This is a genomic window from Providencia sp. PROV261 (assembly GCF_028477945.1).
GTDB lineage: Bacteria > Pseudomonadota > Gammaproteobacteria > Enterobacterales > Enterobacteriaceae > Providencia > Providencia stuartii.
This window is the reverse complement of the sequence record NZ_JAMPMC010000002.1, coordinates 33,410-47,274: the sequence shown is the minus strand read 5'-3', so window position 1 is coordinate 47,274 and position 13,865 is coordinate 33,410. Positions and strand designations below refer to the sequence as shown.

Genomic DNA, 13,865 nt, shown 5'->3' with positions numbered 1-13,865 from the left:
CTATGTTTCGCTCGATTTTCCATGATGGTACGGGAAAATGAGGGTTACTCTTAGCCCATTTAAGCCAGCCTCACTCACGTTATTTTCAATGCGAATGTCGCCCCCTTGGCTTTGGATCAATCGCTGGCAGATCACTAAACCTAGCCCTAATCCCTCTTTTTTAGTGGTTGCAAAAGGCGTGATCCCTTGAGTCAGTTGTTCAGGCTGCATGCCGCCTGCATCATCTTGTAGTACGAGTAAAAACCGTTCTGGGGCAAAGTGAAAGCTAAAACATAATGTTGTCGCGCCGGCTTGCAAGCTATTACTAATGAGGTTTGATAGCAGTTGATCCAGCAGTGTTTCAGGTAGCTTCAATGAAACGTCACGGCTATCCGGTAACATGAGTTTGACCTGTGGATAATGTTGCGATACCCGTAGTAATTGCCAAATATGTTGTATCGTCGGTATAACATGCTGCTCACTCAGTTGCAGTGCGACCTCTTGGTGAGGTTTCCCAGCCCATAGGCGAAGATTACGAATAATATCGGCCCCGCGTTGCGCTTGATTATCAATTTTTGTTAAGGCATTAATCAGGGGATGATCATCTGACTCTTTTTTGAGACGTAAAATACAACCTTGTGCGTAGTGGCGGATCGCGGAAAGTGGCTGGTTAAGCTCATGGGCAAACCCTGAGGCCATTTCACCTAATATATTTAATCGCTGAGCTTTTTCTAAATTCGCTTCCTGTTGGCGTAAGCGATTGTGAGCCTCTTCTAATTGGCGGCTACGGCGGCGAACTAGGAAGGCTATCCAAACATGATTGACCCCAAGTAAGATAAAAAAGAGTAAGACGAGGCCTAGCGACAGTTGATGCTGGATCAACCAACTCATAATGTCTTGCCAAATTTGCCGTTGCTGTGGATGTTGGTTTACATCACGTAACAAGGTTTCGACTTGGTTCACTGATGCTGGGGCGCCCCAACGCATTCCAGATTTATCGGATGAAAGTAATGTTTTGGTCACCTTATCAACTAAATTATCGGGGACATCATTCAAGGCAGCAAATGACCAGTTAGGGTAAAGCTCAGTGCTGGTCTTACAAGGTAGAGTGCTCGCATGCTCAATTAAAGGCCGAAACTGGTTTTTATCAATTAATCCTTCACTGTCCATATTTTCCAATAAGCAAACAGGGATGATAGCAGCCGAAAGTGAGCTATCGCGTAAGGCATATAAGAGCGCATCGGCGGGGAAACCGAGAAACTGCATACGAAAATCTTTTTCTGCGTCATACCCCATATCTCTGAGTACCTTATAACCTAAAAGGTAGCCGCCGAAAGCGTCTGGAGAAATTGCCCCCACTTTTTTACCAATTAGGTTTTTTACCTCGTTAATATCACTGTCTGCCCGCACTAAAATAAGGCTTCCGATAACGTTACGAGTGGCGCTATCAGGCTCTACGGATGAACGCAATGAAAGTAACCAGCGTAAATGATAGCGACTATCGAGTTGGATAAATTGAGCAGGGTTTGTCAGCAGAAAGTCTATCTTACGCTCTGCAATTGCGTCACGCATCTCATCCAAGTTAAGTGGCTGTAACGTGAAATGTTCACCCGGTAGAGACTCATTTAATGTGTCGGCTAATATTTGCCAGTGGGATTGTGTTGAGTTTGCACCGCGTAGTGCAAGCACCCCGATTTTCCACTCAGCCGCCATAGCAGGAAAACTGCCAGTAAGAAGCAAGATGAACAGTAGGCGATACAAAGACATAGATGATTTCTTTAACATATTTGGGTTATTCGTTGCGTTAGATCAATTTAGTTACGGGTATGTGGTAAACCACAATAGGGTCGTTACGCAGCCCCTCATACAATAAAGCTAATTAAAGATAACACACCGTTTTTAAAGAGAAATAAGAATTACCGTGGTTATCAAAAATAGGTTGAGGTAACGGTAAATAAAGCCTGTAAAACCAAAAGCATACTAATATTTACCATCTGTTTTTGCATTAGCAATGTCCTACTGGAGCCAATTATGGATCTGAGTAAACGAAAATTTCTACAACAATTAGGGGCAGTCACCGCGGGGGCATCGTTAATACCGATTGCCGAAGCTGGACTCAATTTCTCCCCAACTCGCCGCGAAGGTAACCCTGAAAAACGTTATGGCATGCTGATTGACTTACGCCGTTGTATCGGCTGTCAATCCTGTACCGTTAGTTGTTCTGTTGAAAATCAGACACCGCAAGGTCAGTTTCGTACGACGGTTAACCAATATCAAGTTTCTTTAAAAGGGCAGGAGGGCGTGGCAAACGTCCTATTACCACGTTTGTGTAACCACTGTGATAACCCGCCTTGTGTGCCCGTTTGCCCAGTACAAGCCACGTTTCAACGGGAAGACGGAATTGTGGTTATTGATAATGAGCGCTGTGTTGGTTGTGCTTATTGTGTACAAGCTTGCCCATATGATGCGCGTTTTATCAACCATACGACCCAAACCGCAGATAAATGTACATTTTGTGCGCATCGTCTTGAAGTCGGCTTACTACCAGCCTGCGTTGAGTCCTGTGTTGGTGGCGCGCGAATTATTGGTGATTTAAGAGATCCAAACAGTACGATCCGGAAAATGCTCGAAGAACATAAAGCCGAAATTAAAGTGCTGAAACCGGAAAGTGGCACATTACCTCAAGTGTTTTATTTAGGCTTGGATGATGCTTTTGTTGAACCGCTAGCCGGTAAAGGGCAACCCGCATTATGGCAGGAGGTATTCTGATGAGCGAACAAGTGACCTATATTTCGGAAATTATGGCACAGCCACAAGAGTTTTTCTGGTTGCCTTGGGCCGTTCAATACTTCTTTTTTATCGGTATCGCGGCTTGCGCGACACTTTATGCTTGTTACTTGCACTGGCAAGGTAAGAGTGAAAATAGCCGATTAGAGATGACTGCCGTCTTTATCACGATAACGATGGGGATCACGGCTCCATTAGCGCTGACCGCCGACTTACACCAAACGGCGCGTGTTTGGCACTTCTATGCTCATCCAACTATTTGGTCATGGATGTGGTGGGGCTCAGTTTTACTGCCATTGTTTACCACTTTTAGCGGCCTCTACTTTGTTGCATTGTTGGTGAAATTAATTTGGAAAAAAGAATTTAAAGCAACACGTTGGGTGGCCTTACTGTCAGCGCTGTCTGCGGTAGGTTTATTGTTATATACCGGTCGTGAAGCCTCGGTGCTGATCGCACGACCTATTTGGTTTAGCTGGTGGATCCCTGTACTGCTGTTCTTTAGTGCAATGCAAGCGGTTCCTGCGTTAATTAGCTTGGGGGCTCGTCGTGAACCTCAATACCAGCAGCGCTTAGCACGTCTTCAGGCAATTAGCTTGCTTCTGTTAGCTGTCTGCTTTGCATTGTGGTTATCGGGTGACACTGTTTCGGGTATTGCTGTTCGTCATCAACTAGAGGTCGCAAGCCCTGGCTGGTGGATGCTCATGGGGATATGCGCACTGTGGGTTGTGGCATTGGCAATGTCAATCATGACATTAAAGGCTACACGCTCAATGGTTTATATCACAGTAGCGGCATTAGTGGCGATGGGGCTAACGTGGAGCTTGCGCTGGGTTTTCCTAATGGAAGTTCAAGCGGTGCCAAAATATAACGTGTTAGTTAATCCATATCACTTCCCGATGGGAACGGACGGACTGTTAGCTCTACTTGGTACGTTTGGTTTGTGGATCGCTCTGATTATTATTATTCGTGAAGGTGTTCGTTGGTTTGCTAGGAGAGTGCAACATGGCTAAATTCTCAAGACGTCAGTGGCTCAAAGGTGGTTTAGTTGTCGGTGGTTTAGCACTATTTGGTGCAGGTTACCGTGATGTGGCTAAGCGTGCAGTTGATGGCCTCGCCAATGGCACTTCCGGTAAAGTCACATTAGATCGTATTCATGGCAACTCATTGCGCCCAGAGGGGCAAGCTAACGGTGGTTGGAAAGAGGATCCTAGCCAAGTTATTGCGATGACCCAATGTTTTGGATGCTGGACTCAATGTGGGATCCGTGCTCGTGTCGATACGGCAAAAAACGAAGTGCTACGTATTGCGGGGAATCCATATCACCCTCTGTCTCACGAAAAACATTTCCCGTATGGTATGCCACTGAAAACGGCGTTTAATAAAATGGGCGGCGAAAGTGGGTTAGAACATCGCTCCACGGCGTGTGCTCGCGGTGCAACCTTAATGGAAGGGTTAACTAGCCCATTGCGTATCCTAGAGCCGATGAAACGTGTTGGTAAACGTGGTGAAGGTAAATGGGAACGTATCAGTTTTGAACAATTAATCAAAGAAGTGGTTGAAGGGGGCGATTTATTTGGTGAAGGGCATGTTGATGGCTTACGGGCGATCCGTGACCTTGAAACGCCTCTCGATCCATCACAACCTAAATTAGGCCCCAAAGCCAACCAACTGCTGGTGACTAACGCGGGGGATGATGGTCGTGATGGTTTTATACGCCGCTTTGCCCAAAATGCTTTTGGCAGTAAAAACTTTGGTGCCCATGGCTCCTATTGTGGTCTGGCATACCGTGCTGGCTCTGGGGCACTAATGGATGATCTGGATAAAAATGCGCACGTCAAACCGGATTGGGATAATGTTCGTTTTGCGCTATTTATTGGAACATCGCCAGCACAGTCGGGTAACCCATTTAAACGCCAAGGTCGCCAACTGGCATCTGCACGTTTACGTGACAATTTTAACTATGTTGTGGTTGCCCCTGCATTGCCACTTACAACGACTCTGGCGAATGATCATGGGCATTGGGTTCCTGTGCAGCCGGGAACGGATGCGGCATTAGTCATGGGAATGATCCGTTGGATCATCGAAAATGAGCGTTACAATGCCGCATATTTGCGCGTACCAAGCGAAAAATCGATGAAAGCAGTTGGCGAAAAGAGCTGGACCAACTCTACTCATTTAGTGATCACTGATGACGAGCATCCATTAGCAGGGCAATTATTGATCGCTTCACATCTTAATGGTCAGATGGCGGAAGATGATGACAGCAAAAAAGCATATTTGGTTCAGGATGCGTCAGGTGAGCTAAAACCCGCAGATGATGTGACGCAGGCAGAGCTGTTTGTCACGCGTCAGGTGACATTGCACGATGGTAGCGAAGTCACGGTTAAATCTAGTTTCCAATGTTTGAAAGAAGCGGCTGAGCGCATGACGTTGGAAGAGTATAGCGAACGCTGCCAAGTTCCAGTTAAAACCATTGAGTCACTGGGGCGTGCATTAACCTCTTATGATCGTAAAGCTGCGGTGATCTCGCATGGCGGTATGATGGGGGGTAATGGATTCTATACCGCGTGGTCGGTCATTATGCTGAATGCGCTTATTGGTAACCTGAATTTGAAAGGTGGGGTATCAGTAGGTGGTGGTAAATTCAACGGTGAAAGCGATGGTCCTCGTTACAAGATAACGAGCTACGCTGGCAAAGTGAAACCAAAAGGTGTTGTGTTATCCCGTAGTAACGAATCCTATGAAAAATCAGATGAATTCAAGACTCGCGTTGCTGCTGGTGAAAATCCTTATCCTGCAAAAGCACCATGGTATCCGTTTGCTAAAGGTCAGTTAACTGAACAATTAGCGTCAGCGTTGATGGGTTATCCGTATCCACTTAAGGCATGGATCACCAACATGACTAACCCTGTTTACGGTATTGCAGGCATTCGTCAGGTGATGGAAGAAAAGCTGAAAGACCCAAAACATCTTCCACTTATCATTGGTATTGACGCCTTTATGAATGAGACAACAGCGCTGGCGGATTATATTGTGCCGGATACCCATAACTTTGAAAGTTGGGGCTTTAGTGGGGCTTGGTCGGGGGTTCAAGTGAAAGCCAGTACTGCTCGCTGGCCAATTGTTGGAGCACGTACCGCGAAAACGGCCGACGGTCAGCCTATTTCAATGGAAGCATTTTGTATCGCAGTGGCGAAAGCGCTCGACCTTCCTGGGTTTGGTGACAACGTGATTGAAGATATGGATGGAAATAAATATCCACTTAATTGTGCTGAAGATTATTACCTACGTGTCGCTGCAAATATGGCATGGTTAGGTGAAAAACCAGTGCCAGAAGCAGCAAATGAAGACATCCAAATCAGTGGTGTGGAACGGATTTTGCCTGCAATGGAAAAAACACTCAAACCGGAAGAGATCCGTCGTGTTGCCTATATCTATACTCGCGGTGGTCGTTTTGCGCCTTATGAAAAAGCGTGGGATGGTGATGCAACAGGGCCTCAGTGGAAGAAAGGGTTGCAGATTTGGAACCCAACGGTGGCGGTGAACCGTCATGCGATTACGGGGGAGCGCTATAGTGGTTGTCCAACTTACTATCCACCTCGTTTAGCGAATGGGGAAGATGTGAATAAGGTTTTCCCACCAACAGAATGGCCGTTAAAGCTTATGTCATTTAAATCCCATGTCATGAGTAGCTCAACGACAATGATTGAACGTTTACGCCATGTGAAACCTACCAATCTTGTGGCTATTCACCCTGATGATGCCCAAAAAATGGGGGTTAAGCATGGAGATTGGGTCAAGATAACTACGCCAGGCGGTCATGTTGAAGCACAAATCAGTGTGTTAGACGGTGTTATGCCAGGGGTTTTAGCCATCGAACATGGTTATGGTCATAAAGAAATGGGGGCTAAACAGCATTACCTTGATGGTGAGCCAATGCCAATGAACGCTGCGAATGGTTCAGGCATTAACCTAAATGATTTAGGTTTTGCCGACCCGACGCGTGAAGTGGCGAATACTTGGTTAGATTGGGTATCCGGTGCCTCAGTGAGACAAGGCTTACCGGCTCGAATTGAATTAATCGGTTAAAAGTAATAACAGACCAGCGCACTTTGCGCTGGTCACCATAAGTTTAGACAGTTGACATTGCGCTTTACGATGTGGCTACCTCATCGTAACTTCGGCAGATGCCTAGGAGGGGGAGCCCTCCTTTTTTTCGTCTTTTGATCAGCGTATTCGTGGCGATAGCAAAGGTGACGCTGTTTCAGTGAGCATCACACTTTGATACATCAAGACACCTAACAGAATAAAAATTAACCCTGTACACAAATAAAGGAGCGCGCGCCAGTAAGGCGAAAAAGAGATCCCCTGAGTTTTGGTCAGCCGCATTGCGTGATGACGCATAAAATAGACAAACAAAGCAATAAGGCTGATGGTGAATGCGGTTCCCATTGCCATGGCTAGTGCAGCGAAGATCCCCCACGTATACACCCCAATCACATAAGAAAAAAGCAATACCAATAATGCACCGGAGCAAGGTCGCAGCCCCATAGATAGCACCAAAATGGCTTGGGTGCGTAAAGAGGCTTGTAACTGCTGACTTGAGACAACATGTTGGTGACCACACTGGCAAAGAGGAGCCATTTTAGGCGGTGGCTTGATAGCGGATATTGAGGTTGAATTTAACGGCAAAAGGCGCTGGATATGTAAGACTGATGCTGTCCGTTTATTTCTGGCTTTTCGCCATTGATGAAATGCTTTGTAGCAACATAAGGCACCCAGCAAAACAACGAAACCATAACTGAGTTTTTCGCTGTATAAGCTAACCATATTCAAGTGGCGAGTAGAGAGCTGGAAAACCACTAATACAGCTGAAACTAACACAATCGCCACGGCACCTTGTAATAAAGAAGCGAGTAGACTAAGGATAACACTTTGTTTTAAACGTGTTGGGTGGGTGGCGATATAGGTGCTAATGATCAGCTTACCATGACCTGGGCCTAGTGCATGAAGGAGCCCATATAAAAAGCTGACAGCGACTAGCAAGCTACCTGCTTGTAATGGGTCGTGCTGAGTCGATTGCAGTAATTCCGAGAGTAAAAGATTGAGCTGGCGCTGCCAAGCAACACTGGTTTGTAACCAAACTGACCAATTTTGGTAGAGATAAGCGCCGGCGGCGCAGAGAGCGATGAAAACTACACCAATGATGATTAAGTTTAGGTGCTTGGGCTTATTATGTTGAATTACTGGCATGCAATCTTCACCTTTTGAGCAAATTGCAGCCCTAATGTGGTGTCATCTTCAGGTGTTTGATTGATATCGAGCGAGTAGGCATAAAAGCGTAACTCATCAGTGACATTAGGCTCGTTGAGCGTCATTTTACATTGGGAGTCTAGCGTGTTAGATAGAATAACCGCCTGTTGATTGGGATAGGTCATGCTGACAAAAAATGTCGGGTCATAAGTCATAAACTCGATATCCAATCCTTTTATCGGCACGGGTTGTTTTAATCGCGCAGTAAATGAAAAAATAAGCTGTAGCCCTTCACGTTGTAAGCGGTAATGGCTTGGTATCGCTTGAAAAGCTATTTTTTTACCTTGTGAATAAAAGTCGGTGAAATAGTCCTGAGCAAGAATATTTGCCATTAATGTTGCCGCTTGCGTTTTCCATTGAATGTCATCTTCTTGGCTATTTTTTAACTCATAAGCAATATCCGCAGAGGTCATTGGATCCATCTTCCACGTGAATGTCAGGCCGATAACTTGCTGTTGGTTGATTTCGGGTATGACCTGCATATCGATAAAGCTATGGGGGTGAGCAAAACTCTTGAAAGAAAAGACTAAACACAAACTGAGGAATAACACATTGAATTTCATAAGCGGCACATTTCAACGAGTAAGTCAAATAGGCAGAAAATGTTATAACATAACTTAATTTCAATGTGAAATAAATTTATGGTGCAACTTACTATCGAGAGGGCATTGTAATATTCAATATAAAACCTTTTAACATTCAGGGTTTTTTATTCACAAAATAACAGCGATAATAGTCATAATGGCTAGTGTGGACACTATGTGGACACTGGTACATTTTATTAAATTAATATCAATGAGTTATAAGGGTTTAAAGAACACCATGCCAGTGTTACATAATCAAATTTCAAATAAAATTCTTAAAGAGCGTATGTTGGCGGAGACTGAGCCACGTACCACGATTTCGTTTTATAAATATTTCAACATCCACGACCCAGTAGAATTTCGCAACGATTGGTATGTGAAGTTCAAAGCACTTAATGTGTTTGGTCGTGTGTATATCGCTAAAGAAGGTATCAACGCTCAAATCAGCGTGCCATCATCAAATGTCGAAGCGTTGCGCGAACTGATTTATAGCACTAGCCCTGAACTGAATAATTTACGTCTTAACATCGCTATTGATGATGATGGTAAATCTTTCTGGGTCTTACGCATGAAAGTCCGTGATCGTGTGGTTGCGGATGGGATTACTGACGATTCATTTGATGCCTCAAAGACAGGGCAATATCTTAAAGCACATGAAGTGAATGAGATGATTGATGACCCGAATACCGTATTTGTAGATATGCGTAACCACTATGAATACGAGGTTGGTCATTTTGAAAATGCGATTGAAGTGCCTTCTGATACTTTCAGAGATCAGCTGCCAATGGCTGTAGATATGCTACAGGAACAAAAAGATAAAAATATAGTCATGTATTGTACAGGTGGGATCCGCTGCGAAAAAGCGAGTGCTTACATGCTGCATAATGGCTTTAAGAACGTATACCACGTTGAAGGCGGTATTATTGAATATGCGCGTAAAGCCAAAGAGCAAGGTTTACCGTTACGTTTTAAAGGGAAAAACTTTGTGTTTGATAACCGCATGGGGGAGCGCATTACTGATGAAGTATTGGCTCACTGCCATCAATGTGGTGAACCTTGTGACACGCATACGAACTGCCGTAATGATGGCTGCCATTTATTATTTATTCAGTGCCCTTCATGCGCAGAAAAATATGAAGGCTGCTGTAGTGTTGCCTGTACTGAGGAGATGAAACTGCCAGAAGAAGTGCAACGTGCACGTCGAGCAGGGCGTGAAGTCAGCAATAAAATATTTAATAAATCACGTCATCGCTTAAGTGATGGCCTATTAAATAACGATAATTAGTCACTCATAAAAAAGCCCGATTAAGGGCTTTTTTTAATAGAGATATTTAAAAATATTATAAATAAAAAATAGCTCAATACGATTTTTAACATAGACTTTGGTGACAATATGTCTTTTTTGTGAATAAACGGTGCTATTACTGATCCCCAGTTTTTTTGAAATAATATGATTCGGTGTTTCATTCATCCAACTATTAATAATGCATTGTTCTTTTAGTGTAAATATTGATGAGTTTGAATTATTAGTTAGCCTTATTGTTTTTTCTATTTGTTCCGCATCATTGATCACTTTATCTAACGTAGGGATAATGATTTTCTTAGACATAATAAAATAATTATCTTTAAGTAATAGTGGCTTATCAGATATTGGATAAGGGGCATTAATGTAGATATAGAATCTAATCTCATTTGATGTGCTTAATAGCTTTTTTAAAGTTAAACAGTAATTGGAATGGTGACAATAATAAGTTAAATTCACGAGTATGATATTGGGTTTACTATTGTTAATACAATGAATAGCTTCATCAATACATCCTACACTAATAAACTCAAGTTTTTTATTTGAAGATAAGTATTCAGTAATACCAATTCGAGTATAATAACATTCATCAATAATGAGTATTCTCATAAGGAACATCCTTGTTCGAAAGAGGATTACAATAAATTGGAATGGATATTAAAGTCAATAAACTAGTGATAAAAAATAATTAATTTAGTTTGTTTTTGCAATTAATATAAAAATAACTATTATTATTTTTATATTATGAATGTTAATTATTAGAAGTATAAAGATTTAATATACTAAAAAGATATGAATTATTGATGGTGTTAATGGATATTTGGTTATTACCAAATATCCATTATTTTCACTAGTGCGTTTTAAAGTCAGGCTCTACATAATCACCGGACTCTATTTTATCAATACCGGCTTGTAGAATATCAATAAGTTGTCTGGCTACATCGGTTGTTAACCACATTGTTTTATCAACAATGGCGTTCTCACTGTTTTCACTTTTTTCTGGGAGATAATGCAAACGCAACATCATTGCATCATAGGCATCAACAGTACTGATGTCCCAGCCAACAACAGGGTGAGTCTGAATCACTTCATTTTTTCTATTCATAAACACCTCCTAATCATACTGCGTGATAAATATATATCGATAACTGACTAAGAGCGAAAAACTCATAACGAGTATCAATCAGTATAAGGGGATTTTGCCAATTGAAAAGAAAAATACGCTTTTTTTTGCATCCAAATGACAGATTATGCAAAAAAGTGACAAAAAAGGGAAAAGGACTAACGGGAAGTGATGAGCTTCCCGTCGATATGACTAGTCAACAACGCGTACAGACCAGCGAGCATCCTCACCTGCAAGGAAAGGGATCAGTGCATCATGGCCGCACTCAATGGATGAGGTGGTTATATTTTCTTCTTTAGTTAACTGAATAAAGCCATCATTAACAGGTAAATTATAGAACTTAGGACCATTTAATGAGCAGAAGGCTTCAAAATGAGCAAGTGCGCCGAGTTCTTCAAAAACTGTTGCATAAGCTGCAAGTGCTGTTGGAGCATTAAAAACCCCAGCGCAGCCACAGGAGGACTCTTTACGATGTTGAACATGAGGTGCTGTATCCGTTCCTAAGAAGAAACGATCACTGCCTGAAGCAACGGCTGCACGCAATGCTTCTTGGTGAACATTGCGTTTTAGAATAGGCAGGCAGTACAAATGTGGGCGCACACCGCCAACTAACATGTGATTGCGATTAAACATTAAATGTTGTGGTGTTAATGTAGCTGCTAGATAGTCATCGCCCCCTAGTACATATTGGGCAGCTTCTTTAGTGGTGATGTGCTCAAAAACCACCTTTAATTTAGGGAATGTTTTTCTAAGAGGTTCCATGACTTGCTCAATAAAACGAGCTTCGCGATCAAAGATATCAATCTGACTGGATGTGACTTCTCCATGGATCAATAATGGCATTCCTGCTTGCTCCATTGCCTCAAGTACAGAGTAGATATTTTTTATATCAGAGACTCCGCGGCTTGAATTGGTTGTTGCATTGGCAGGGTACAGTTTACAAGCAGTAAATACCCCTTCATGAAAGCCGCGTATTAGTTCATCAGCATTCGTGGTGTCAGTTAAATAACACGTCATTAATGGCGTAAAGCGATCACCTTCAGGAACTGCTTGAATAATACGTTCACGATATGCTTTAGCCATCTCTATTGTCGTGACAGGGGGAACGAGATTTGGCATGACAATGGCGCGACCGAAGAATTGACTGGTATAAGGCACAACAGTTTTTAGCATATCACCATCGCGAAAATGAACATGCCAATCATCTGGGCGGCGGATCGTTAAAGTTGTTGCAGTTGTCATGAAACCGGCTCCGTAAAGGGTAAATAGAGTAATGAGCGAAATGCTCAAGCCGGAGCAGAATGATAAAACGAAAACGATAAAATAGCTATGTTAATTCACAATTATCTTGAAAAAGAATGGTTTGATTATAGGACAGAACAAATATAAATTTAAGATAAGGTTGGGTGAATTAAGATGAATTAAATAAGAAGAGATTGGCTCCTCCAGCTGGACTCGAACCAGCGACATACGGATTAACAGTCCGCCGTTCTACCGACTGAACTATGGAGGAACGCCTTAAAGCGAGAGGAATATTAGCGTTACTGATTCTAAAAGTCAAAGAAGAAACAGCAATAAAAGTTCGATTGCTTGTTATGTGATCGAATTGCTGTAACTTTCATCGAATAAGGGATCTGACAGGTGCTAAAAATAAACTGATCGCTATAATTGTGGTATTTGCGATGAATGGTCATTGCTATTTTTGTGGCTTGGTTTGCATATTTTAGTATGGATAACTGATTTAATAATAGTAGGCACGTTATCTTAACGTACGATAAAACTAAAAATGGAATAGAACAAGGAGGAGCATGTGCCAAAGGATACTACGGTCATTGAGGTACAGTTTGACCGATATGATATTCAACAAATTTGTGGTGATGACATTATAAGGATCATAGCATCAAATAAGGTTTTATATTGTTATAGCTCTCAATTTCCCCAAATACTTCCCAAATTAGACAGTATCAAAAAAAATGAAAAATTAAAGGTTTGTGTTAGTCAACTCGATAGTGGTGATTATTGGTTATATTGGTTAATCGCTGAAAATGGATGTGAATTGACGACTGATTACGAGCGAGGAGAGGGAGATTTTGTATTTATCTTTAATTTTTTTGTGCTAATTATCATGGCGATCCTGATAATGATTATAAAGCAGATATATTCCTATCAGGAATAGCATTTATTATGATGGCAATTGTTTACATAGGTTTGATTTATGGGGTAAAAGGATTGTGGATAATGTTATGTTCTCCTTTTAATTCGGCGATTCTAAATTTACAAAAAGAAAAGGGACAAAGTGAAACTGGAATATTCAATAAAAAAGCCTATTTCTATATGTTTTTTCTGTTAAGAAAGATAATTAATAAATTGAGTTTCACTGAGCATTATTATATAGAAAGTAATTCTGATATAAATATTAATCGTATAAAAAAATTAGGTTTGCATGTTAGTCATTTTGAAGTTGAGGAAAAGGAAACTACTAATAAGAATGTACATATAAGTAACTATGTTGCTGATAAAAGGGTAGAAATTGATGTATCCAATAATTACCATTATATTCACAGTAAGGGCAATATTTACTATTGTGGTACTCATGAACGAAGAAAGGAAAATAGTATCTTTATGAGGAGCCAAGCGCCATTTATTGTTGCAAAAGGGGATGATGTTGAGATTATCCATGATGAGAAAAAAGCGGTGATTGGTCTCATTAATAATACGAGTCAATCAGCTTACCTATTTACTTCAATATATTTTTTTCTTCAAAAGATATAGCGTA

Annotated in this window: 12 protein-coding genes and 1 tRNA gene; 6 read left to right on the top strand and 7 right to left on the bottom strand. The window is 41.9% G+C overall.

The features are described 5' to 3' along the window. Positions 1–1,746 carry a tetrathionate respiration histidine kinase TtrS gene (gene ttrS / locus PR675_RS00230; RefSeq protein WP_081045585.1) on the bottom strand — a complete coding sequence of 582 codons (1,746 nt, stop codon included), beginning with the start codon at positions 1,744–1,746 and terminating at the stop codon, positions 1–3. A gap of 264 nt (positions 1,747–2,010) precedes the next feature. On the opposite strand from ttrS, the gene ttrB reads away from it, so the two are divergent. Genes ttrB through ttrA form a run of 3 tightly spaced genes read left to right on the top strand, consistent with a single transcriptional unit; the run spans position 2,011 to position 6,855 of the window. Then, positions 2,011–2,748 (top strand): tetrathionate reductase subunit TtrB, encoded by a 738-nt coding sequence (gene ttrB, locus PR675_RS00225; RefSeq protein ID WP_004918495.1) that lies wholly within the window; start codon positions 2,011–2,013, stop codon positions 2,746–2,748. After that, positions 2,748–3,776, top strand: coding sequence for a tetrathionate reductase subunit TtrC (gene ttrC / locus PR675_RS00220; protein WP_192840896.1), 1,029 nt, complete (start codon positions 2,748–2,750; stop codon positions 3,774–3,776). The genes ttrB and ttrC overlap by 1 nt, the downstream gene beginning before the upstream one ends. Then, entirely contained in the window at positions 3,769–6,855 is a 3,087-nt protein-coding gene (ttrA, locus tag PR675_RS00215) for a tetrathionate reductase subunit TtrA (RefSeq protein ID WP_060561361.1), read from the top strand. The genes ttrC and ttrA overlap by 8 nt, the downstream gene beginning before the upstream one ends. A gap of 138 nt (positions 6,856–6,993) precedes the next feature. Here ttrA and PR675_RS00210 read toward each other — a convergent pair whose 3' ends face one another. Together PR675_RS00210 and PR675_RS00205 are read right to left on the bottom strand one after the other, a co-directional pair. Continuing rightward, positions 6,994–8,019, bottom strand: a complete 1,026-nt coding sequence (locus tag PR675_RS00210) for a nickel/cobalt transporter (protein ID WP_060561360.1) — start codon at positions 8,017–8,019, stop codon at positions 6,994–6,996. Further along, entirely contained in the window at positions 8,010–8,642 is a 633-nt protein-coding gene (locus tag PR675_RS00205) for a DUF1007 family protein (RefSeq protein WP_060561359.1), read from the bottom strand. The genes PR675_RS00210 and PR675_RS00205 overlap by 10 nt, the downstream gene beginning before the upstream one ends. Positions 8,643–8,901: 259 nt before the next feature. Here PR675_RS00205 and trhO point away from each other — a divergent pair, with 259 nt between their 5' ends. Beyond that, complete coding sequence (gene trhO, locus PR675_RS00200; RefSeq protein ID WP_060561358.1) at positions 8,902–9,948, top strand: oxygen-dependent tRNA uridine(34) hydroxylase TrhO; 1,047 nt, start codon at positions 8,902–8,904, stop codon at positions 9,946–9,948. A 33-nt stretch (positions 9,949–9,981) separates the two neighbouring features. Here the strand turns inward: trhO and PR675_RS00195 are convergent, their stop codons facing one another. The 4 genes from PR675_RS00195 to PR675_RS00180 form a co-directional block, all read right to left on the bottom strand. Beyond that, positions 9,982–10,575 (bottom strand): LuxR C-terminal-related transcriptional regulator, encoded by a 594-nt coding sequence (locus tag PR675_RS00195; RefSeq protein ID WP_014658016.1) that lies wholly within the window; start codon positions 10,573–10,575, stop codon positions 9,982–9,984. A gap of 241 nt (positions 10,576–10,816) precedes the next feature. Further along, positions 10,817–11,071 carry a biofilm formation regulator BssS gene (gene bssS / locus PR675_RS00190; protein WP_004918503.1) on the bottom strand — a complete coding sequence of 85 codons (255 nt, stop codon included), beginning with the start codon at positions 11,069–11,071 and terminating at the stop codon, positions 10,817–10,819. A gap of 210 nt (positions 11,072–11,281) precedes the next feature. Continuing rightward, positions 11,282–12,331: a dihydroorotase gene (pyrC, locus tag PR675_RS00185; RefSeq protein ID WP_060561357.1), complete on the bottom strand. Its 1,050-nt coding sequence runs from the start codon at positions 12,329–12,331 to the stop codon at positions 11,282–11,284. Positions 12,332–12,526: 195 nt separating this feature from the next. Then, positions 12,527–12,602, bottom strand: a tRNA-Asn gene (locus tag PR675_RS00180). A 297-nt stretch (positions 12,603–12,899) separates the two neighbouring features. On the opposite strand from PR675_RS00180, the gene PR675_RS00175 reads away from it, so the two are divergent. After that, positions 12,900–13,265 carry a hypothetical protein gene (locus tag PR675_RS00175; protein ID WP_060561356.1) on the top strand — a complete coding sequence of 122 codons (366 nt, stop codon included), beginning with the start codon at positions 12,900–12,902 and terminating at the stop codon, positions 13,263–13,265. 8 nt (positions 13,266–13,273) lie between these two features. Continuing rightward, positions 13,274–13,861 carry a hypothetical protein gene (locus PR675_RS00170; protein WP_060561355.1) on the top strand — a complete coding sequence of 196 codons (588 nt, stop codon included), beginning with the start codon at positions 13,274–13,276 and terminating at the stop codon, positions 13,859–13,861. Positions 13,862–13,865: the final 4 nt, after the last annotated feature.